Source organism: Kribbella endophytica (assembly GCF_054781295.1).
The window spans coordinates 2,509,775-2,529,764 of sequence record NZ_BAAGUR010000001.1 but is presented as its reverse complement, the minus strand read 5'-3'; the positions used below and the strand labels follow the sequence as shown (position 1 = coordinate 2,529,764).

General features: G+C 69.3%; 20 protein-coding genes. 10 read left to right on the top strand and 10 right to left on the bottom strand.

Annotated elements, in window-relative coordinates; all coding sequences use genetic code 11:
* Nucleotides 1-111: 111 nt before the first annotated feature.
* Genes ACYVIO_RS12085 through ACYVIO_RS12045 form a run of 9 tightly spaced genes read left to right on the top strand, consistent with a single transcriptional unit; the run spans nucleotide 112 to nucleotide 9,308 of the window.
* Entirely contained in the window at nucleotides 112-1,335 is a 1,224-nt protein-coding gene (locus ACYVIO_RS12085) for a DUF4032 domain-containing protein (RefSeq protein ID WP_460650787.1), read from the top strand.
* 57 nt (nucleotides 1,336-1,392) lie between these two features.
* Entirely contained in the window at nucleotides 1,393-1,890 is a 498-nt protein-coding gene (locus ACYVIO_RS12080) for a SigE family RNA polymerase sigma factor (RefSeq protein ID WP_460650786.1), read from the top strand.
* Nucleotides 1,887-3,002, top strand: coding sequence for a hypothetical protein (locus tag ACYVIO_RS12075; RefSeq protein WP_460650785.1), 1,116 nt, complete (start codon nucleotides 1,887-1,889; stop codon nucleotides 3,000-3,002). The genes ACYVIO_RS12080 and ACYVIO_RS12075 overlap by 4 nt, the downstream gene beginning before the upstream one ends.
* On the top strand, nucleotides 2,999-4,084 hold the full coding sequence (locus tag ACYVIO_RS12070) for a hypothetical protein (RefSeq protein WP_460650784.1): 1,086 nt from the start codon (nucleotides 2,999-3,001) through the stop codon (nucleotides 4,082-4,084). Before ACYVIO_RS12075 ends, ACYVIO_RS12070 begins: the two co-directional genes overlap by 4 nt.
* An 8-nt stretch (nucleotides 4,085-4,092) precedes the next feature.
* Nucleotides 4,093-5,100 (top strand): hypothetical protein, encoded by a 1,008-nt coding sequence (locus tag ACYVIO_RS12065; RefSeq protein ID WP_460650783.1) that lies wholly within the window; start codon nucleotides 4,093-4,095, stop codon nucleotides 5,098-5,100.
* Nucleotides 5,100-6,104, top strand: a complete 1,005-nt coding sequence (locus ACYVIO_RS12060) for a hypothetical protein (protein WP_460650782.1) — start codon at nucleotides 5,100-5,102, stop codon at nucleotides 6,102-6,104. The genes ACYVIO_RS12065 and ACYVIO_RS12060 overlap by 1 nt, the downstream gene beginning before the upstream one ends.
* A 9-nt stretch (nucleotides 6,105-6,113) precedes the next feature.
* On the top strand, nucleotides 6,114-7,238 hold the full coding sequence (locus tag ACYVIO_RS12055; protein WP_460650781.1) for a hypothetical protein: 1,125 nt from the start codon (nucleotides 6,114-6,116) through the stop codon (nucleotides 7,236-7,238).
* Nucleotides 7,235-8,365: a hypothetical protein gene (locus ACYVIO_RS12050; RefSeq protein ID WP_460650780.1), complete on the top strand. Its 1,131-nt coding sequence runs from the start codon at nucleotides 7,235-7,237 to the stop codon at nucleotides 8,363-8,365. The genes ACYVIO_RS12055 and ACYVIO_RS12050 overlap by 4 nt, the downstream gene beginning before the upstream one ends.
* 7 nt (nucleotides 8,366-8,372) lie before the next feature.
* Nucleotides 8,373-9,308: a hypothetical protein gene (locus ACYVIO_RS12045; RefSeq protein ID WP_460650779.1), complete on the top strand. Its 936-nt coding sequence runs from the start codon at nucleotides 8,373-8,375 to the stop codon at nucleotides 9,306-9,308.
* A 675-nt stretch (nucleotides 9,309-9,983) separates the two neighbouring features.
* Here ACYVIO_RS12045 and ACYVIO_RS12040 read toward each other — a convergent pair.
* Both ACYVIO_RS12040 and ACYVIO_RS12035 read right to left on the bottom strand, forming a co-directional pair.
* Complete coding sequence (locus tag ACYVIO_RS12040) at nucleotides 9,984-10,385, bottom strand: type II toxin-antitoxin system VapC family toxin (protein ID WP_460650778.1); 402 nt, start codon at nucleotides 10,383-10,385, stop codon at nucleotides 9,984-9,986.
* Nucleotides 10,385-10,657 carry a type II toxin-antitoxin system Phd/YefM family antitoxin gene (locus tag ACYVIO_RS12035; protein ID WP_460650777.1) on the bottom strand — a complete coding sequence of 91 codons (273 nt, stop codon included), beginning with the start codon at nucleotides 10,655-10,657 and terminating at the stop codon, nucleotides 10,385-10,387. Before ACYVIO_RS12035 ends, ACYVIO_RS12040 begins: the two co-directional genes overlap by 1 nt.
* A 273-nt stretch (nucleotides 10,658-10,930) precedes the next feature.
* Here ACYVIO_RS12035 and ACYVIO_RS12030 point away from each other — a divergent pair, with 273 nt between their 5' ends.
* Nucleotides 10,931-11,893: an ArsR/SmtB family transcription factor gene (locus ACYVIO_RS12030; protein ID WP_460650776.1), complete on the top strand. Its 963-nt coding sequence runs from the start codon at nucleotides 10,931-10,933 to the stop codon at nucleotides 11,891-11,893.
* 62 nt (nucleotides 11,894-11,955) lie between these two features.
* On the opposite strand, the gene ACYVIO_RS12025 is transcribed toward ACYVIO_RS12030, so the two are convergent.
* The 8 genes from ACYVIO_RS12025 to ACYVIO_RS11990 all read right to left on the bottom strand — a co-directional run bounded on the left by ACYVIO_RS12025 (nucleotide 11,956) and on the right by ACYVIO_RS11990 (nucleotide 19,976).
* Nucleotides 11,956-12,228 carry a hypothetical protein gene (locus ACYVIO_RS12025; protein ID WP_460650775.1) on the bottom strand — a complete coding sequence of 91 codons (273 nt, stop codon included), beginning with the start codon at nucleotides 12,226-12,228 and terminating at the stop codon, nucleotides 11,956-11,958.
* Nucleotides 12,229-12,415: 187 nt separating this feature from the next.
* The gene (locus ACYVIO_RS12020) at nucleotides 12,416-13,069 is read right to left on the bottom strand and encodes a hypothetical protein (protein WP_460650774.1); all 654 of its coding nucleotides are present in this window, start codon (nucleotides 13,067-13,069) and stop codon (nucleotides 12,416-12,418) included.
* Complete coding sequence (locus ACYVIO_RS12015; RefSeq protein ID WP_460650773.1) at nucleotides 13,062-13,457, bottom strand: hypothetical protein; 396 nt, start codon at nucleotides 13,455-13,457, stop codon at nucleotides 13,062-13,064. The genes ACYVIO_RS12020 and ACYVIO_RS12015 overlap by 8 nt, the downstream gene beginning before the upstream one ends.
* Nucleotides 13,451-15,940 carry a tetratricopeptide repeat protein gene (locus ACYVIO_RS12010; RefSeq protein WP_460650772.1) on the bottom strand — a complete coding sequence of 830 codons (2,490 nt, stop codon included), beginning with the start codon at nucleotides 15,938-15,940 and terminating at the stop codon, nucleotides 13,451-13,453. The genes ACYVIO_RS12015 and ACYVIO_RS12010 overlap by 7 nt, the downstream gene beginning before the upstream one ends.
* Nucleotides 15,941-15,967: 27 nt before the next feature.
* Nucleotides 15,968-16,576, bottom strand: coding sequence for a hypothetical protein (locus ACYVIO_RS12005; RefSeq protein ID WP_460650771.1), 609 nt, complete (start codon nucleotides 16,574-16,576; stop codon nucleotides 15,968-15,970).
* 299 nt (nucleotides 16,577-16,875) lie between these two features.
* Nucleotides 16,876-18,069 carry an OmpA family protein gene (locus tag ACYVIO_RS12000; protein ID WP_460650770.1) on the bottom strand — a complete coding sequence of 398 codons (1,194 nt, stop codon included), beginning with the start codon at nucleotides 18,067-18,069 and terminating at the stop codon, nucleotides 16,876-16,878.
* 126 nt (nucleotides 18,070-18,195) lie between these two features.
* Nucleotides 18,196-19,416, bottom strand: coding sequence for a hypothetical protein (locus ACYVIO_RS11995; RefSeq protein WP_460650769.1), 1,221 nt, complete (start codon nucleotides 19,414-19,416; stop codon nucleotides 18,196-18,198).
* On the bottom strand, nucleotides 19,413-19,976 hold the full coding sequence (locus ACYVIO_RS11990) for a hypothetical protein (RefSeq protein ID WP_460650768.1): 564 nt from the start codon (nucleotides 19,974-19,976) through the stop codon (nucleotides 19,413-19,415). Before ACYVIO_RS11990 ends, ACYVIO_RS11995 begins: the two co-directional genes overlap by 4 nt.
* Nucleotides 19,977-19,990: the final 14 nt, after the last annotated feature.

The following is a 19,990-nucleotide window of genomic DNA, read 5'->3' as shown; positions in this document are numbered from 1 at the left end:
CCATATTCCGCAAGTATTTGCGTTCGCTTGCGTTCGAGTTGTGGCAGATCTTCGTCTCGGGCCTGCCCCGGTCACCCGCTTCCGCCGCAGGAAACTGACACACTGGGGGACGTGCCTCGTTTCGTCGCCACCCGCCCGGACACCGGTCTGCTCTCACTGCCCTGGGACGTCCCGCTGGAGGACTGGCCCGAGGACCAGCTGGTCGCGCTCCCCCGCGGTATCTCCCGGCACGTGGTCCGGTTCGTCCGCGTGAACGGGAGCGTCTACGCGATCAAGGAGGTGATGGAGCACCTCGCCATGCACGAGTACCGCCTGCTGCGCGACCTCGAGCGGCTGGACTCCCCCTCGGTCGAACCGGTCGGCGTGATCACCGACCGGCTGGACAAGAACGGCGAACCGCTCGACTCGATCCTGGTCACCCGGCACCTGCAGTTCTCCCTGCCGTACCGGGCCCTGTTCTCCAGCACGCTCCGGCCGGACACCGTGAACCGGCTGATCGACGCCCTGGTCGCGCTGATCGTCCGGCTGCACCTGCTCGGCTTCTTCTGGGGCGACTGCTCGCTGTCGAACACGCTGTTCCGCCGCGACGCCGGCGCCTTCGCGGCGTACCTGGTCGACGCCGAGACCGGCGAGCTGCACCAGGACATCTCCGACGGGCAGCGCGCGCACGACCTCTACACCGCCGAGATCAACCTGTTCGGCGAGTTTCTCGACCTGCAGGCGGGCGGTCTGCTCGACGAGGCCATCGACCCGCAGGAGACGGTCCAGTCGATCAACGACCGGTACGACGCCCTGTGGGCCGAGCTGACCGCGCCGGAGGAGTTCGCGACCGACGAGATGCACCGGCTGGACTCCCGGATCCGGCGGCTGAACGAGCTCGGCTTCGACGTCGCCGAGATCGACATCATCACCGACTGGGACGGCAGCCAGGTCCGGATCCAGCCGAAGGTCGTCGACGCCGGCCACCACTCGCGGCGGCTGCTGCGGCTGACCGGTCTCGACGTCGAGGAGAACCAGGCCCGCCGCCTGCTCAACGACCTCGACTCGTACGCCGCCTCGACCGACCAGCAGAACGAGGACGAGGAGATCGTCGCCCACGAGTGGCTGACCGACGTGTTCGAGCCCGTCGTCCGCTCGGTCCCGCGCGACCTGAAGCGCAAGCTGGAGCCCGCCGAGGTCTTCCACGAGGTGCTCGAGCACCGCTGGTTCCTGTCCGAGCAGGCCGGCCACGAGGTCGACACGATGGAGGCCGCCCGCTCGTACGTCGCCAACGTCCTGGCCGCCAAGCCCGACGAGAAGCTGGCGCTGCCGACCGCGCCACCTGATTCCGAGTAGCTCGGGGTGCAACGTCTGGCCCTCTCCCGGCGTGGTTAGAACGTGGGAGGGGACCAGATGACAGACGATCCACCGGACTTCGACGCCTGGGTGTCGCACCGGGGTGCCGGGCTGCTGCGCTTCGCGTACCTGATCACCCGGGACCGCGGGCGGGCCGAGGAGGCGGTACAGGACGCGCTGATCGCGGCGTACCCACGCTGGTCGCGGATCGGCGCTGATCCCGACGCCTACGTCCGGCGGTGCATCGTCAACGCCGACATCTCGCGCTGGCGGCGGTTCTTCCGGCGTGAGACGCCGGTCGACGACCCCTCGGCTCTGGCGGGTGATGTCGGTGACGACCACGCGGCGTCGTACGCCGATGCCGACGCGGTCTGGCGGCTGTGCGCGTCCTTGCCGACGCGGCAGCGCGCGGCCGTCGTACTGCGGTACTACGAAGGCCTCCCGGACGCCGACATCGCCGAGATCCTCGGCTGCACGGCGGCCACGGTCCGATCCCAGATCCACCGCGCACTGTCCTCGCTGCGCGCAACGCTGAAGGAGGTCGAGCAGCTGTGAACGCCTCGACTGAACCCTGCGACCTGATCACCCGCGCGCTGACGGCGTACGCGGACCTCGCCCCTAGCGGCGACACCCTGCTCGCCGACGTCCGCTACCGCATGCGCCGGCGTCACCGCGTCCGCGCTGCCGGGACCGGCGTACTGGCTTGTACGGCGGTTGCCGCGTCGGTGACCGGTGTGGGGGTGCTTCGCGACGGGCCTGTTCCCGCGGCTGCGCCGTCCTCGATCCCCGCGTCCCTCCCTACTGACGAAGCGGTGTTCAGGTCGGCCGACGACGGCTGGCACTGGGAGTCCTACGACACCGTGCAGGTGCAGGTCCCGGACAGCTGGACGGACACTTTCTACAGCCACCTGTGGACCTGCGAGCCGATCACCTACGGGCAGCCGTCGTCCGGCGTCCCCAAGACCGCGCAGGTCGGGCGACCCGTGCGCGGCGCCGTGACGATGCAGGACTGTGGGCCCGTTCCGGAACTGGCCGACCGGATGCCGCACCTCTGGTTCGGCCAGGGGGGCCGGCCGCCGGGGGTGTACCGCCACGATCACGGCTGGCTGGAGGAGATCCGGGTCGTCGACGGTGTGCATTTGAGTGCCTTCGGCAACGATCCCGAGCTGCTGCGGCGGATTCTCGACTCGGCGGTGCCGATCGACGTCAAGGACGCTTACGGGTGCTCGCCGACCCCACCTCCGGTGGTGGGTGACGGCCGGCGGCCGACCGGGCCCGGCCTGGACGGGATCGGCGAGGTCCACGCGGTGCGGATCTGCGGCTACGGCATCGACGGTCTGCCACAGGAGGCCGAGTTGCTCGCTGGTGCAGCGATCTCAGGTCAGGAGGCCCGCCAGCTCGTCGGCGCTCTCCGGACCGCACCGGCCGGGAGCGGCCCGAACGACCCGTACAACTGCGAAACGCGGTTCCGCGACGACTTGCTGATGACCGTGCTTGGCAGCGCCGGTGAGCAGGAGGTGGTGGTCCGCTACAACACCTGCAACCACAACGGCATCGACGACGGCACCACCGCTCGGCAGCTGACCCGGGACGCGCTGCTACCCCTGGTCCACGCGCTCTACTCGCCGCGACAGAGGCCGATGGTCATGGAAAGGCTGCCCCGATGAACGATCCGGCCGAGACCCTGGTCACCGAAAGCCTCGAGTCGCACGCCGCCTCGGCGCCGTCCGACGCGACGCTGCTCGGCACGGTCCACCGGCGCCTGCGGCGTCGCCGCCGGGCGCGGTCGGCGGGCGTCGCCGTACTGGCTTGTGCTGCGGTTGCTGTGGCCGGCGTGGGAATCCGCTCGCTGGTCCACCCGACCGCCGCCCCCGGCCCGACAGCGTCGATCGCCCAGCCCCCACCAGGCTGGCACTGGGAGTCGTACGCGAACGTCGAGGTCCAGGTCCCGGATCAGTGGACGGAGATCAGTGCCGGACGCCTGACGACCTGCGCGAGCAAGCGACCGGCGTGGGACGGTTGGGTCGGGCGGCCGAGTGCGCTCCCGACGATCGCGATGGGATGCGGATCAGAGGTCTCCGCTCTCGCCGACCGGGTGCCGTACCTGCTCTTCACCTTCAACGAGACACCTGGTGTGAAGCAGTACGACGCCGGCTGGACCAGGGAGGTCCGGGCGGTCGGGGCGTTGCAGGTCGAGGTGTTCGGAGCCGATGCTGCCGTCCGCACGCGGGTGCTCGACTCGGCCCGGACGATCGACGGGGTCGACAGCAACGGCTGCGCTCCGGCGCACGCTGTCGCGACTCAGCCGTCGTACCGGCCGACCGGCAAGGGCCTGGCCTCGGTCGGGACCGCCGAGTCGATCCAGATCTGCGCCTACAAGTCCGCCGCGTCCTCGCGGATCCCGCCGCTGCTCGCGAGCGCGTCGCTGAGCGGCGACCAGGCCCGCGACGTCGGCGCAGCCCTGCGGGCCGCCCCGGAGAGCGGCGCGTTCACGACCTCGCACCCGGATCGGCCCGCGACCGTCAAGGGGGCACTCTGCCTCACCGGCGACCCCGAGGTCTTCGTCCTGCGGGTGCGAAGTGATCGCGGTGCCCAGGAGGTCGTCGTACGGCTGAACGGGTGCGGTCCGTTCGACATCGACGACGGCGTCGACTTCCGCGTGCCGACCAAGCCCGCCGTCGAGCCGCTGGTGACGGCGGTCGGGCGGCCCCAGTCTCCTGGTCCATTCCTCACCAACCTCCTGAAATGAGGTTCACGATGCGCAGGTCCGTGGTGATCGCACTCGCGGCCGTCGCGGTCGCGGCGTTGGGAATCGGTGGGAAGGTCGTGCTCGGCCAGGACGAGACCGCGGTCGGGGTCAAGGCGGAGCCGCGGGCCGTGCCGTTGCAGCCTGGCTGGCGGTGGGAGGCCCACCGGAACGTCCAGGTCCAGGTACCGGCCGACTGGGAGCAGTCATTGGGGGCTGGGCGGAAGACGAACTGCGGCCTGGACGGGGTGGAGCTGAAGCCGGTCGTGCTGCGCCCCGGCGGAGGCGAGCCCAAGAGACTGATCACCTGCCCGACGCCGAGGCCGAAGGAACGGCACGTCGCGCCGTCGCTCGCCTTCGCCGGTGACCGGCCCGGAGTGGTCCGGTACGACGACGGGTGGACCAAGGAGACCCGTCGGCTCGGCGGGCAACTGATCACGGTGACCAGCGCGGACGACGCCCTGCGGGCCAGGATCTTCGGCACCGCCACCGTGATTACCGATGCCGATGGCAACGGTTGCGACCCGCGGTCGCCGATCGCGCGGAACGAGATCCTGCGACCGCCGGCGGACGGCGGGCTCACGACGGTCGGCGACGTCGAGTCGGTCAGCGTCTGCTATTACCACTTGGCGCGGGACACCGGCGTTCACCACGGAGGCAAGCCGTACGACCTCGCGATGCAGGTCAGCTCCCGGCTGACCGGCGACGTCGCCGGCCGCCTCGTCCGCGACCTGGTCGCGGCACCATTCGGGACCGGCCCGACGGTGACCGACCGGCGCGCCTGTTTCGACGATCCCGGCGGCGAGGTCGTCGTCCTGCGGGTGAACGGGTCGGCGCACGACCAGGACGTCGTCTACCGGTACGCCGGGTGCAAGCACAACGGCACCGACGACGGCACGACGTTGCGCCAGGCAACGACCGCGACAGCCAAGGTGATCTTCGCCGGAGCCCATGAGCCCGTCGACTACGGCAACGTCCTCTACCAGCTCCTCGTCGGAACCCCTGGACCGGTGCTGTGATGAAGGCGATCGGAGCTGTCGTGCTGGCCGTGGTCGCGGTCACGGCGTTGGGGGTCGGCGGGAAGGTCGTGCTCGGCGACGGCGAGCCGGCGGTCGGAGTCCAGGCCGACTCGCAGACCGTGCCGCCCGGCTGGCGGTGGGAAGCGCACCGAAACGTCCAGCTCCAGGTTCCGGACGGCTGGGCGCAGGACCTGTACGCCGGGGTGAAGTTCTGCGGCGCGGACTGGACCGAGCAGAAGCCGGTCGTCCGCAGGCCGGGCGCACTCGCCACCTTCGGGGATCCCGAGTGTCCGACGGAGGGCCGGGTGACGCGGCACGTGGCGCCGTCGGTGATGTTCGCGGGCGACCGGCCCGAGACCGTTCGCTTCGCTGACGGGTGGACCAAGGAGACCCGGCTGATCGGCGGGCAGCTGATCACGGTGACTGCTGCCGACGACGGGTTGCGGGCCAGGATCTTCAGCACCGCCGGGGTCGTCACGTCCGTCGACGGCTACGGCTGCGATCCGGCGTCGCCCTTGGCGCGGGACGAGCTCCTGCGACCGCCTGCCCTGGGCGGACTCAGCTCGGTCGGCGACGTGCGGTCGGTCAGCGTGTGTCGCTACGCGGGTGGCGCGCCGATCTACCGTTCGGACGGTACGCCGTACCCGCCGAGGGCTCTTGGCATGGAGGCGAGTTCCCAGCTCACCGGTGTCGTTGCCGAGCGTTTCGTGCGTGACCTGGTCGCCGCGCCGGTCGGGACCGGGCCGACGGTGACGGACTCGCGCCTCTGCGGCGCCGATCCCGGCGGCGAGGTCGTCGTCCTGCGGGTCGACGGAAGCGAGCACGATCAGGACGTGCTGTACCGGTACGACGGGTGCAAGTACAACGGGACCGACGACGGCACGACGTTGCGCCAGGCAACATCCGCGACGGCCAAGGTGATCTTCGTCGGCGCCCACGAGCCCCGCGGCCACACCAATGTGATGACCCAACTGCTGATCGGCCCGCCCGGGCCCGTCCTGTGAGGACTTGAGATGAAGAGAATCGTTGCTGTGGGCGCTGCTGTGGTCGGGGTTGGCGTGCTGGTGGTCGGGGGTGCTGTGCTGGCGGTGGGTGGGAATGGGTCGGGTGATGATCAGCGGCCCAGAACTGGGGGCGACGCGGGTGCTGGCGTGGGTGCGAGTGCTGGCGCGGGCACTGATGGCGGGACGGGCAAAGCCGGCGGCGCGGATCCCGGTGGCGGGGCGGGCAAGGGTGGCGGCGCGGATCCGGGTGGCGGGGCTGAGGCATCGACGCCTCCCGTCGTCGGGCCGGCGGCGGCGCCTGGGTGGCGGTGGGAGTCGTACGGGACCGTGAAGGTGCAGGTGCCCGAGCGGTGGGAGGACACCGTCTACTCGGGCATCTGGTCCTGCGGGGATCGGTCGGGTCCGAACGGCGCCAACAGGACGCCGCTGGTCGGGCGGCCGTGGCGCGGGCCGGAGATCACGATCGGCTGTCCGCCGGTGCCGGTGCCGGCCGAGCGGGTTCCGCATCTGTGGTTCGACGAGTTCGGGGCCAAGTCCGGGATCACGCGGTTCGACCACGGGTGGGCGTCGGAGGTGCGGGTCGTCGACGGTGTTCCCTTGAGCGTGTTCAGCAACGACGCCGCGCTGCGGCGGCGGATCCTGGACTCGGCGGAGCGGATGGGCGCCACGGATCCGAACGGCTGCAGCGTCGCGCGTCCCGCCGTACTGGGTGACAACCAGCGGCCCACGGGGCCGGGACTGGCCGCGATCGGTGAGGTGAAGTCGATCCGGGTGTGTGCCTACAGCTACCAGCTGCCGCGCGAGCCCAGTGAGTTCCGGGCCGGCCTCCAGATCTCGGGCGATACCGCCCGTCGACTGGGCGACGCGCTGCGTGCGGCGCCGCCTGGTGTCGGACCGGTCATGAGGTCGTCCAACTGTGAGCACCCGCAGGACCGGGACGATCTGCTGGTGACGGCGTACGGCGAGAAGGGCGAACAGTCCGTCATCGTCCGCTACGCCACCTGCCGGTCGAACGGCACGGACGACGGCACGACACTGCGGCGGCTCACCACGGACACGATGGTCCCGCTCAGCAAGGTGTTGTACGCCAAGTTCCCGACCATGCCGATCATCCACGACCTGACCGGCCGATGATCGGCCGTCGGGTTGGCGCGGTGCTGCTGGCCGGTGGTGCGATCGGCGCGGTGGTCCTCGGGGCGAACACACTGACGAGCCAGGCTGATTCGGCCGGTACGACGGCGCCTCCCGGCGCGACTCCCACCGGCATGGCCTCGACCCCACCGGGCGGCGGCACGGCCTCCATCCCACCGGGTGCCGGCACGGCCTCGGTCCCGCCAGGCGGCGGCACGGCCTCGGTCCCGCCAGGCGGCGGGACGGCTCCGGCCAAGCCTGGTTGGCGATGGGAGACGTACGCCGACGTCCAACTGCAAGTGCCGGACAGCTGGGCGCAGTCCCTCTGGGTCGGCCCGCCGGACTGCACCGAGGACGATTGGGTGCCCGAGGCAACGGTTTTTCGGCCGGGTGGAGACCGAGGACTGGCTCTCAAGCTCTGCCCGACCCCCAAGCCCGCCCAACAGGTCGCACCGTCCGTGGTCTTCGACGGCGAACGGCCGGGCGTCGTACAGCTGGCTGACGGCTGGGTTCGCGAGACCCGGAAGCTCGGCGACCAGCTGATCACCGTGACCGCAGGCGACGACGTACTGCGTCAGCAAATCTTCGAAACAGCTGCCGTCGTCAATGCCGTCGACAGCTACGGATGCGCTCCTCAGGTCGACCGTCAGCTCGCCCGCCCAGCGGCGAACGGCGGCCTCAAGTCAGTCGGCGAGATCACCGGCGTCAGCATCTGCCGCTACTCCATTCAAGGCCTCCCAATCGCTCCCACCGGCAGCCCCGAGGACATCCGGTACGCCCGCCTCCAGGCCAGCTCCCGCCTGAGCGGCACCGCCGCCAACCACCTGGTCCGCGACCTGCTCGCCGCACCACTCGGCACCGGCCCAACGCTGTCCGGTCCCCGACGCTGCGCACCCGAGCCCGAACCCACCCACGACCTCCTCATCCTCCGCGTCCAGGGCGCCAATCACTCCCAAGACGTCCTCTACCGCTACGACGGCTGCCGCCACAACGGCACCGACGACAGCACAACCCTGCGCCAGCTAACCCCCGACACCGCCCGCCAGCTCTTCCTCGGCGTCCACCAACTCAACGAGTCCCACCCGGCCCTCGACCAACTCCTGATCGGCACTCCACCACCCGTGCGATGATCCACAGATGACCGGCTGGCGCTGGGAGTCGTACCAAACCGTCGAGGTCCAGGTCCCCGACAACTGGCGCTACGGCACGACCAACAGCCCGCCCTGCCTGGTCAAAGAACTCCGCCCGCCGTACGTCGGTCGGCCCGGCGCCATCCGCGCCATCGGCTGCCGCGACCCGCTCCCGCCCCTGCCGTACCGCGCGCCGTACTTGTGGTTCGACGCAGACCGCAGGAAACGCGGCCGGCCGATCCCGTCGCACATCGCCGGCCCGCGGGAACCAGGAGTCCAACCCGAAGACCACGGCTGGACCGAGGAGACCCGGGTCGTCGACGGCGTCTACCTCACCGTCCTGAGCGACGACAACGCCTTACGCCAAAGGATCCTGGACTCCGCCCGGCTCATCGACGGCACCGACACGTATGGCTGCCCGCCGTACCATCCACTCGCCGTACCGCCGGACCACCACCCGATCGCCGCCTCCCCAGCCGCCGCGCGCCGCCATCAACCGAAGGATCGCCCAGCGAACTCCGGCGGCCTTGCCTCGCTCGGCACCGTCGACTCGATCGTCGTCTGCCGGTACGCCATCAGCAGGAACCGGCCGCACCGCCGAGCCCCGCTGATCGCCAGCTCAGCGCTCCACGGCCCCGCCGCAGCCGCTCTGTCCGCAGCCATCCTCGCCGCCCCCGAAGGCTTCGGCCCCGAAGACCTCAGCTGCCTCGACATCCTCGGCCGCGAACTGATCGTCCTCAAGATCCGCGCCGGAAACCGCGAGCAGGAAGTCCTCGTCCGCTACGCCGGCTGCCACTTCAACGGCACCGACGACAGCACCACCCACCGCCGCCTCACCCCCGCGGTCGTCCAGCCCCTCCTCGCCGGCCCCCACCAACAAACCACCTACAACAGCGGCCTGTACGAGTTGGTCTTCGGACAACCGCCGCTCCGAAAGCCCTGAGATTCAGCGTGGAGATTAGGGTTCGCAGGCCGGGGTCGTCGACCTGTTCGCTCGGCGCCGGACTCCCGGTGGCCGTGGGGCCGGGGCCCGCCGCCCACGGCCAGTCGTCGATCCGGAGCCCTCGAACTACCCCTACCCGACGCGTTCGGCTGAGACCACCCAGAGTGGGGCATTCGCAGGGCCGGGGGTCGCCTGCGATGCGGCCGGACAGGTCCGTGGTGGCTGACACCGCGGCGGCCGGGTAGTGAGGTCGAGGAGTCGCCTGGGACGGCGGGCCGAGCGGCCGGGTGTGAGGTGGTCGAGGGCATCGGCAGGTGCTGCGGTTGGCTGGCGTCCGCGGTGGCTGGTGCTGCGGCGGCCGGGTAGTGGCGTGGACGAGTCGCCGTGGTCAGGTGGTGACGCCGCCGCCATTCGGTCGCGCGGCCGGGTAGGCCTGTGGCGGCTGGTGGCGTGGTGGCCCCGCCATAGCCGGGCGGTGAGGCCGTCGAGGCGATCGGCGGGTGTGCGGCCTGCTGAGTCCGCGGTGGCTGATGCCGCGGCCGCCGGTGGCGGTGTGGCGGAGTCGCCGTGGCCAGGTGGTGAGGCGATGGGGCGCCGGTGGGTGGGGCTCGCTGGGGCTTGGCCCTGGGGGCCGGGAGCGGAGCTGGCTCTGGGGATGCTCGGAGCAACGGCGCGTCAGTCCTCGCCTGGGGATTTGGTGGGGAGGCACAGGGTCTTGGCGGCTGACAGGAGGCGGTGGTCGTAGGTGATGAATGCGGTCAGGTCGTCACCGAGGACGGCGTCTGCGGTTGCGAGGTGGATTGCGTCCAGGGTGCGGATCAGGCCGTCGGTGTAGGCCGCGGCCGTGGTTCTTACCAGGTCGTCGATCTCGTACACCGCGATGCGCGCCAGCACCGCCGGTACGGCGGCGAGCAGGTCCGGCTCGGTGCGGCGGAGAGCGCGGGGCAGCTCGACCTCGGCCAGGGCCGACGACACCAGAAGTCGATCCTGGTGGGCGTTCAGCCAGTCGACCAGTGCATCCGAGGCGACCTCTCGGCGTACCAGCTTCACCAGGGCGGCTGTGTCGAGGTAGATCATCAGTGGCGTTCCTCGTCGCGCAGGTGCTCGAGCAGCTCGCCTGACTGCTGAGTGGTCCGTACGTCGCCCTTGGGGTGCGGCAGCGGGCCGGTGGCCCGGGGTGGTCGCAGGTTGCCGGTGGCCAGCAGGCGGCCGATCGGCGATGGCTCGGCCGGCACCAGCCGGGCGACGACCACGCCGCGCTCGGTGATGTCGACCTCCTCGCCGCGCTTCACCCGCGCCAGCACCTTGGCCGTTTCCTGGTTCAGCTCTCTGATCGGCACCTCAGCCATGGACAGATTGTAGTACATCTTTGTCTGACACCCGCCTTCCCAAGTTGTTGTCGCCAGGGAAGGTACGAGGTTTCGACACCGCTGACGGGGTTGTCCACAGGGCAGTCTCGGCGAGAAGGCCTCCTCACCCAACCGCGGTGGGGTGAACCGGTGGGGTGAGACGCTGCTGGGGGTTAGCGAATGGTGACCGGGTGTTGACAGGGTGTGGTCGCGCTGGGAAGGACCGCGGCGGCCTGAGGGGCGGCTGGGGTGTTCACGACCTGGGGAGCGGCTTTGACATTGCGGGTGCACTTCACCACTGACGACCTGGCTCGGCTGACGTTTGCGCCGGGGCCTGATCCGTTGTGGGAGTTGTTGCTGAGCCTGCACCAGGCGCAGACCGAGGACGGGGCGCAGGTGTTCGGGGCTTGGCGGCGGCGGATTCGGGCTGGGCTTGACGACCAGGTGCGGAAGTTGCTGGAGCTGACGCCGCCGCAGGGGTATTCGCCGGACTTTTTGACGCCTTGGGAGGGCGGCCAGGGGCTTCAAGCCGGGCTGGCGGCGGTTGCGCGGACTGATCGGGGGCGGGTTCGGGACGATCTGGACCAGCTTGCGAGTGCTCCGCGGTGGGCGGATGGGCTGCTGCGGTCCGACGGGCCGGCGCGGTTGGCGCGGGTGATGGGGTCGTACTTCCGGACTGCTGTCGCGCCGCACTGGGTGGCGATTCGGCGGCAGGTCGAGCACGACCTCGCCGTACGGTCGCGGACGGTTCTCACCGAAGGGCTGCGCGGGATCACCGAGAAGTACCGCGGGTTGACCTGGGAGTCGCCCACGCTGCTGGTCGACGACGGGCACTCCGCCGTACGGGATCTGCACCTCGACGGGCGCGGACTGCGGCTGGTGCCGTCGTACTTCTGCTGGCGGCACCCGATCACACTGCGGGACCCGAGCCGCCCGCCGGTGCTGGTGTACCCGGTGGATCATCAGCCGCTGACCGAAGTCGTGGCCGAGACCGGCCCGGCAGGACCCCAGGCGCTCGGCAGCCTGCTGGGGCGGACCCGCGCCAACGTGCTGCACGCCATCGCACGTGGCGGCTGCTCGACGACCGAGCTGGCCGCCCGGACCGGCGTCTCGCCTGCGACGGCCAGCGAGCATGCGCGCATCCTGAAGGACGCCGGCCTGATCAGCACCCGGCGTACGGGCACCGCCGTCACCCACACCCTCCAGCCGACCGGCCGGACATTGCTGGGTTCTTAAAGCCGTCGGGCTCACCCCGGACCGTCTGGCGGTCGGTCGGGGTGAGCCCGGGCGGGTTCGGACTACTTGTAGACGACCCAGAGCTCGTAGTCGTCACCGGGGAACGCGGAGCCGTCGATGCACTTGTACTTGCTCCACTTGGTCCCCGCCGCGCCGGCCGCGTGGCAGTCGGACTGCCAGAAGAAGTCTCCGACGTACTCCCAGTTGTCGGCCACGACGGACGCCGTGGTCGAGGCCACCGGGGCCTGGACCGCCTGCGCGGCCGGTACGGCGAGGCCGCCGACCGCGAGCGCGCCACCGGCCAGGGCGCCGAACACCAGCTTGCGAAGATTCATGGGCTCTGCCTTTCGTGAGGGTCGAACTCCGAACACCTCGACAGTGCCGCCCGGAGACCGACCGGCGGCAGCCCTGTTCGGAACAGCCCGAAAGGCACCAACCATTTTCGGTCCAGACCGGAAAGCTCTTGCTCCCCGGCCCCCGACCAGCTATACCCCAGCGGCATCCTCACAGGGCCGCCCCGGCTCAACCACACGAGGGGACGATGCGCAGGTTCCGAACCTCGGACAACGGGACTCGTCGCGCTTCACGTTCGCCGTCGACCTGAAGGATCACCATCTGCTGGTCGCCGCTCAGCAGTTTGCCGCAGGCCGTGCCTACGGCAAGTTCGACCTTCAGGTAGGCAGGCGGTTGTTTCACCGCAGACGGAGCGGCCCACCAGAGCACCAGACCCGCCCAGATCAGAACGACAGCGGCGTACACGAACCGTCTGGCCGCAGTGATGAGTCCCGCATCATGCTTCGCGGCAGCGACCTGGGCGGCTCGCACGTTCAGGAAGGTGTGGATGACCTCGCGGTACTCAGCGACCCGCGGTGCGCCTGCTGCTGCTCGGAGCGCGAGCAGCAGTCCGACGCAGGTTGCGGCGTACCCGACCCCAAGGAAACCACCGACCAACCACCGAAACGCCGGCGTCAGATCCTTCAGAGCGGTTGGGCCTCCGATGACGAGGGCGCCGGTGATGACGGCGACGACGGCAGCCAGTCCGTCGCGCCATTTGCCGGCTGACGTCCGAACCTCGTCGATCGATCTGTCGACGACGTCGTTCCAGTGTTCGGCATCGCTGACGCTTGCTTGCGTTGGTGGTGCCGGAGGCTTGCGATACGGCGCCGGGTCAGCCATCTGCCCCGCCGGACTGTGGACGGAGTGCATCGATTCGGAAGTAGACGCCGCACCCGGCCGATCCTGCTGGCCCGCCGGGATGCGTGGCGGTGCAGCCGCACGAGACGTTCAGGACCTCGTACTGGTCGACGACGCCGCCACCCGGTCCGAGTGTTCCTGCCGTGCCCAACGGCGCCTCGAGAACACGAGACTCGGAGAAGTGATCACCGCACCGTGGACACGTTCCCTCGATCACGGCGACGAGAACGTCGTCCACATTGCTAACCGTGGCTTTCAAGGTGCCGTCGACCAGCATCGCGTACGCCTTCAACGTCCATTCGTAGCCACCGGGATCGGTCGTCTCGTAACCCAGCGGACGAGACGCCTTGGCCGGTCTGAACTTCACCATGAGCCGAGAATGGTGAGCGTTGCCCACTGGTACAAGATGTCGCTCCTTCTCTCTGCGGTCGTTCGACGGAGCGCCTCCGGCCAATCGAGGCTCATGGCCCTGTACAGAAAGCTGTCGACAAAGGCGCTCGAGACGGCGTCGTCGCCCAGTTCGCTGACCCTGGCCACCACGACGTCGCTCGATCTCGTCAGCGCCAGGGTGGCGAAGGTCAACGGGTCCCCGGTTCCACCGCCCGGCACCTGCGCACCCCAGCAGGCGATCAGCCCCAACCGTCGCGGCGTGGCCGCGGTGAACAGATCTGCAGGCGTGAGCAGGACCTCCTCGCCGAGCTCGAGATAGTGTCCGAGCGCCGCAGCCGGTCGGCCGTGTGCGACGACGACCACGGCATCGACAGTGGTGGCGACAATCTCGCGCAGCGCTTCTTCGGGACCAGCGACCGCGGTCGCTGTCCCTCGGAGACCCGCAAGCCTGTGGTAGTTCACCTCCGGGCCGATCCAGGTACGGATCTCGAGATTCTTCGGATCCGCTCCCTGACTGCGCGAACGAACAACGTCCGCGACCGTGAGAGAGGGAGCGGTGAGAACGGCGAACTGCTCCCCCAGCAGCATCCCGTGCCCTGCAGGGACCGCGGACCACGGCAGGGCCCAGAGATCCTCCAAAGGCACCAGTTGCAGCCTGGTCCCGACCGGCAGTTCGGAGATCGACGACGGAACCAGCGCGGCGAACGGCGCAACGTCCGCAACCACCTGATTCTTCATGCCACGGCTCACGGCGACATCGAGGAGATCGTTGGCGACCGCCGGCAGGAAGGCTGTCCCGAGGGTGATCTCGCCCTGCGGAGTTCTGGCGAGCCAGGCGATTTCACCGCGCTGTTCGGGTACGGGGGCCAGCAGCAGAGCAGCGACATCATCCGGGATCCGAGTGAGCAGCCCCTGTGCCTCGGTGGGATCGAACGGCGAGTAGGCAGCGGCCAGTTCCGCACCGATCGAGTCGTCGAACATCTCCGGCAGTGCTCCGGCCAGTGCCGCGCCGCCGAGGACCCGCCGAAATCGCTCGGCCGGGTCGAGTTCCTGATCCGCAGTACGACGCCATCGGTTGCGCTCGGCACGAGCGAGCAGCTGAGCGATCACGACCGGGTCGCTTCCGGTTTTGAGATCCTTCCCGGTCAGTCCGGCCAGCCGACGACCCCAGAGGCCTTCGAAGACAGCGACGAACGCGGCAGGGTCCTGGGCCACCACCGCGGTGCGCAGCGCACCTCGGTACACCCGGCCGAACCGTTGCCGGTACTCCGCCTGGAACCGCGGCCGGGTCTGACGAGCACGCATCTGCTCGATGGAAGTGATCGACCGCAACCTCAGGTCAACAGCTGCGCTGAGGTCGCCGGCGTCCTCGGCACACAACGCGAGGTCCCCAAGGCAGTAGGCGCTCATCGCAAGGTCGTCCGCACGCCGCTGGAAGTAGTCGAGCGCAGCCGCGAACAGTTCTGCGGCTTCGCCGGGGCTTCCGGACAGCCGCTCACAATGTCCCAACGTCATCTGCAGGTGCGCGACGGACCGCGGGTATCCGTGCTCTCGCGCCCGCTCGATCGCAGCCGAGCTGGTACGGCGGGCCGCCGCGTACTCCCCCCGCCGGTTGTACAGCTCGGCCAGGACGTCCGCAGCGTCGATCGCCTCGACCACCGGACCGTCCTCCAGGTCGATGACCAGTTGGAGGACCGGCATCGCTTCGTCCTTGCGGTCCGCCATCCGCAGTACGTCGGCCAACCGGATCGCTGCCGAGGCCACCCCGACCGAGGATCCGAGCTGCTGAAAATTCTCGACCGCCTCCGAGAGGACCTTGACCGCTTCGTCGTGCTGACCGAGGAGGCCGAGCGCCTCCCCGCGGCCCACAAGGGCGTTGGCGATGTAGATGCGGTCACCGAGGACCCGTGCCTCTCGTTCGCATTCGACGAAGGCGGTCAGCATCTCCTCCGCGGCGCCGGCCCGCCGCAGGAGATGCCCCTTCGGCACGAGCACGCGGACCCGGCCGAAGGTGCTTCCCGTGGTGACGGCGAGGGCGTAGGCCTCGTCGTAGATCTTTGCGGCGGTTTCGGTGTCGTCGTGATGGCGCGCAACGTCAGCCAGCCCGATCAAAGCCTGGATCAACACCACAGGGTGCGTCGTACGGATCCGGCCGATCCGTGCCAGCTCCTCGTAGGCCTCCGCAGCGATGGCCAGATCGTTGCTGATGAGTGCTGTGTCCCCGCGTGACTCGAGCATCAACTCGTTCCACCAGTCGTCCCAGCCGGTGCGGAAGGACTCGGGCCGGTCGGTCGGCAGACTCACTTGACGCAACGCCCAGAACCGGGCGCGCAAGGCGATCGGTCCTGGCTCCGGCATGTCACCCACTACGTCTGCACCGGCCACGGCCGCGGCGGTCCAGGCCTCGTGGAGTCTTCGTGCCTTCTGCTCGAACCCCTCCGGCAACCCCAGTTCTCGCTCCATGCGACCCCCTGTGTCGTTGTCTCGTGATCAGTAGTTGATGGTGAGCTCGGAAACGTAACGGGAGCCTTCGTCAAAGTTCCGCAGAGCGCCCAGAACTTCGGCGCCGGGGTGGGCCACCTGCGCGCCGCGCTGGTCACCGATCTCCCGCCGCCACCCCGGACGCGAGCCGTAATAGCCGTGGATGTCTTCGTACTCCGCCCGGTTCAGTACGTCGAAGTCCACGAGGTCCTGGGCGGACGCCACTCGCCGGTCGGTCAGGGTGTGGGCTACGAACCCCTCAGTGAGCAACGGCTTCCGGAAGTGGACCGAGTACCGGCAGCACATCAGTGCGCCCTCGATCGTCAGGAGCATCAACCGGCCCGCCTCGAAACCGACAGTGACCGCATCCTGCGGCCCTCGGCCGACGAAGTCGACTGTGCCTTCGTCCGGATCGACCAGCAGCATCCAGCCTCCTGCCGGATCGACGGTCGTCGTGATCCGTACCTCTTCCTGTGAGCGCAGCCATTTCCTGACAGTGAAGGTCTCCTCTGTTCGGGTGGTCACCGTCGACTGCGGCGTCGACGATCGCCGCTCCGCGATCTGGGCCGCGTACCGAGTCAGTTCCGACGAATCGAAGGATGGCTCGTGCTTCGTCATGACTCCGCCTCCTGAGGACGTGATCGGTTGGACGGACGACGGCGCCCCCGTGACCGAGTGAGGGCGCCGTCGTGCCGGTGTCTAACGGTGGTCGTGCTTTCCGGAGCCGACTCTGCCGCCGACGCCCCGACAGCTCGAGCAGGTCGCGCGCTCGTACCAGAACTCGGGTTTGCCGGACTCCCCCTTGCCCGACTTGGGCACCTGAACCGTTCCATCGCCGTTGCAGGTCGAGCACTTGAAGCAGTTGTTGCAGTTCGGGTTGTAGCCGGGCATGGTCTTTCTCCTTCGGTTGGTTCGGATCAGCCTGCGCGGATGATGACGAGCCGGTTCTTGACGGCCAGGACGGGATCGAGAACACCGTCGTGCCGGTCGACGACGCACGGCGGACGGCAGTTGTTCCCGATCCCGCGCGCGGTGAGGCGGGCCGGGGCGATCCCAAGGCGCACCAGCAAATCGCGGATCACTTCGGCGCGTTGCTGTGACAGTTGGGCTCGGCCTTCCTCGGTGCCTGCCGAACTGGTGGTTCCGATCACCTCGATCCGCCGCGCCGCCCCAAGCTTGGCCAGGCAGGTCCGCAGTACGGCGACGGCGGCGGCCTGATCGATCAGGTCGGCTCGGTCGGGTTCGAACCCCAACGTGTCGGCTCTGAGCTGACACGGCTGTGGCGGCGGCGGAGCCACGACGGGTACCACCGTTACCGTAGGCATCGCGACCTTGGTTGTCCGAGGCTGCAGCGCCGCCGGCACGACATTCACGGGCTGTTGCGCACCGGAGGCCTCGATGATGGCCTTCCAGATCGCTTCGAGCCGTCGACGAGCAGGGACCGGCAGAGGCGGCTGCGGCGCAGTCACTGCGCCGATCCCCACCAGGTGGACGGTGATGCCCTGTAGATCGGGCAACGTGTTGACCTGTTGGAGGTAGGCGGCCACCTCGCCAGGATCCGCCTGCAGCAGGCCGGTCTGGAACTTGAGCGCACCGGCCGTCTGCAACCCCGAATCGACGATGTACAGACTTTTCGGTCCCTTGCTGCGGCTGAGCCCGCGGGCGGCGACATCGATCGCACCCAGCAGGTCAACCTCGGCCGTCTGCGCCTTGCCCTGTTCGAAGATGGGCTCGAGATCGGTCGCGATCGGGTCGGCGACCATGGTGTTGTCGTTGCCCTCGGCCCGCTCCTCGTCGTACGCGATGGTGGGCTGGCCGTCAGCCCGGACCACAATGACCCTGGCGCCCTTGATACTTCGGGTCGCGTCGATCGCGCTGTCGATCTCAGGGACCCGGCTGGGCACGATCGCATTGGCGTGCTGCCCCACCACGATCGCGATGCCCGGCGGATCGGGCGCCCCGCAGAACGCGAGCAGCGGGAGCTGTCCGGCGACCGCCAGACCGGCGACCGCCGTACGAAATGTCGTACGCATGAATGTCTCCAGTGAGTGAAGTAGTCGATGATCAGGCGTGCCAGTAGGCACGGTGCTTGCCGCACCGGAGGCCGACACCACACTCTTGGCACGGCCCCGACCGCCATTCGCCGTCACAGGCGCGGCAGGTCGCCAGCGATGCCTTGCAGTGGCGGCACTTCGGCGCGGTCCGCGGTTGCGTGATCGACCAGCGGAGCAACCGGATCACGGTCGGCTCGCCGGAAGGGACAGATCTTCCGGATCCCGGTTCGGCAGGCCGACCTCGAGTGCCGTGGTGATGTCCGGATCGGCGAATGCCCGCGCGAGGTGCTGCCGGTACGACGCGATGGCCTCCGGCGCGAGCCGCTCGAAGTGCCCCGCGTCGAAGCGGGCCCACATTGCGTCGGTCTCGGCCGCATCGGTCACCCGATCGTCGTACTGGCTGACCGCGTCGGCGCGCTTCTCCTCCTGCTCGACCACCTGTGCACGGACCTTCGTGAGCCGAATCAGCGCTCGCCGGTAGGCATCCCGGTGCGGGTTCGTCCGCAGGGCCGAGTAGACCAGCACTATCGCCGCGATTCCCATCGACACAGCGAGCCAGAGAATCATCAACTGTGCGGAGTCGAGCCCTGCTGTCGTCGCCAGCTTCGGAGTCACCTTGCCGCCGGGTGTCGTGGTCGGCGCGAAGACGTACTTCGTCCGGAGATCGGCAAGACCGACCAGAACCACGCCGAGCAGGACCACCAGACCGGCGAGTACCGCGAGGTGACGTCGCTGTCGTGTGGCCCGGAAGAAGGCAGCCTCACGGCCTGCGTACTTCGGCAGGAACAGTACTGCGGCACCTACGACCACAGCCATCATCCACGTGTGCAGAAGGTTCTCGCCGATCAGCTTGAGAGCCAGGTACGAGAAGTACAGTTCCGCGCCGCCGAACACGAGATAGAACAGCGCCGAGCCACCCCGGTCACGCCATCGCGCAGCGTGCACACTGCCTGGGTGGGTCAAAGCCGTTGAATCCGTCCAGTTGCCCTCGTCCACGCCGACAGCGTCACCGCGAAGTACGGCGCCCTGTTCGGCGACGGACCGCTCGGCCTCGTCCAGCTCGTCTCTCCCGTTCGCTGAGGCATGCTCCTCACGACGGGCATCTCCGACCCGTTCGCGAATCAGCTTGCGGGCGATCGTTCGGGACTCGGCCCGATGAGCCGCGACGTCTCGTTGGGCCCGAGCGAGCTGCTCGGTCAGCCGTACCTCGCCCACCAACTGCCGGCCGTGGGACGCGAGGAACGCATCCCGGTACATGCCGGAGGCTGCGTCGGTCCGGGCCATCTGCTCGACCAGGTCCAGGAACGTGCCCGCGTCGGGCAGGTCGGGGATCGGAACAGCTTTCGGGATGTGGACGGTCAGGATCTCCGGTTCCGGTTCCCTGTCCTTGCTCCTGCGCTTCATCGTCCCCCCTCAGTCGCAACCGGACCGACGTCGGGTGGCATCTCGCACAGCATCGCCCGCAGATAGTCCGGCGGTACCCGAGCGGGTTCCGTCCGGCGCCGCTGCCGCGACCGTTCGTAGATCGCGACCTGCTCGTTGAACCAGACCTGCCACATCGCTGCTGCAGCTCGCGCCGACTGGGTCACGGTCTCCCGATCGGCCTTGAGCGCAGCGATCTGAACGGCGGCCGCTCGGTCTCGCGCCACCGCCGCGTCCCACGCCGCGGCGCGCTCGCCTGCGCGTCGAGCGGTCCACGCCGATCCCGGGAACCCCTGCGGCGGGGACGGGTGCTCCGGCGGCACGTCGAGCGGCGGCTGCAACCGCCCGTCGACCTCGGCTTCCAGTTCCGCCAGCTTCCGGTCGATCCCCTCACACCGCTTGATCCGCCATTGCTCGACGGACAGTTCGCCGTCGCGAGCCTGCTCCTGCCGGCGCCTGGTGGCATCGGTGTGCTCGCCTGCCGGTATCACTCCCAGTCGCCGATCGATCCGGCCGTTGAGCCGTAAGGCCAGCCGCCTCATCAGTCCGATCTTGG

What these genes read in the sequence shown, in the direction of transcription:
- ACYVIO_RS12080 (WP_460650786.1), top strand. Translation starts at nt 1,393, where the DNA reads ATGACAGACGATCCACCGGACTTCGACGCCTGGGTGTCGCACCGGGGT.
- ACYVIO_RS12070 (WP_460650784.1), top strand. Translation starts at nt 2,999, where the DNA reads ATGAACGATCCGGCCGAGACCCTGGTCACCGAAAGCCTCGAGTCGCAC.
- ACYVIO_RS12065 (WP_460650783.1), top strand. Translation starts at nt 4,093, where the DNA reads ATGCGCAGGTCCGTGGTGATCGCACTCGCGGCCGTCGCGGTCGCGGCG.
- ACYVIO_RS12060 (WP_460650782.1), top strand. Translation starts at nt 5,100, where the DNA reads ATGAAGGCGATCGGAGCTGTCGTGCTGGCCGTGGTCGCGGTCACGGCG.
- ACYVIO_RS12055 (WP_460650781.1), top strand. Translation starts at nt 6,114, where the DNA reads ATGAAGAGAATCGTTGCTGTGGGCGCTGCTGTGGTCGGGGTTGGCGTG.
- ACYVIO_RS12050 (WP_460650780.1), top strand. Translation starts at nt 7,235, where the DNA reads ATGATCGGCCGTCGGGTTGGCGCGGTGCTGCTGGCCGGTGGTGCGATC.
- ACYVIO_RS12045 (WP_460650779.1), top strand. Translation starts at nt 8,373, where the DNA reads ATGACCGGCTGGCGCTGGGAGTCGTACCAAACCGTCGAGGTCCAGGTC.
- ACYVIO_RS12040 (WP_460650778.1), bottom strand. Translation starts at nt 10,385, where the DNA reads ATGATCTACCTCGACACAGCCGCCCTGGTGAAGCTGGTACGCCGAGAG.
- ACYVIO_RS12035 (WP_460650777.1), bottom strand. Translation starts at nt 10,657, where the DNA reads ATGGCTGAGGTGCCGATCAGAGAGCTGAACCAGGAAACGGCCAAGGTG.
- ACYVIO_RS12025 (WP_460650775.1), bottom strand. Translation starts at nt 12,228, where the DNA reads ATGAATCTTCGCAAGCTGGTGTTCGGCGCCCTGGCCGGTGGCGCGCTC.
- ACYVIO_RS12020 (WP_460650774.1), bottom strand. Translation starts at nt 13,069, where the DNA reads ATGGCTGACCCGGCGCCGTATCGCAAGCCTCCGGCACCACCAACGCAA.
- ACYVIO_RS12015 (WP_460650773.1), bottom strand. Translation starts at nt 13,457, where the DNA reads ATGGTGAAGTTCAGACCGGCCAAGGCGTCTCGTCCGCTGGGTTACGAG.
- ACYVIO_RS12010 (WP_460650772.1), bottom strand. Translation starts at nt 15,940, where the DNA reads ATGGAGCGAGAACTGGGGTTGCCGGAGGGGTTCGAGCAGAAGGCACGA.
- ACYVIO_RS12005 (WP_460650771.1), bottom strand. Translation starts at nt 16,576, where the DNA reads ATGACGAAGCACGAGCCATCCTTCGATTCGTCGGAACTGACTCGGTAC.
- ACYVIO_RS11995 (WP_460650769.1), bottom strand. Translation starts at nt 19,416, where the DNA reads ATGAAGCGCAGGAGCAAGGACAGGGAACCGGAACCGGAGATCCTGACC.
- ACYVIO_RS11990 (WP_460650768.1), bottom strand. Translation starts at nt 19,976, where the DNA reads ATGAGGCGGCTGGCCTTACGGCTCAACGGCCGGATCGATCGGCGACTG.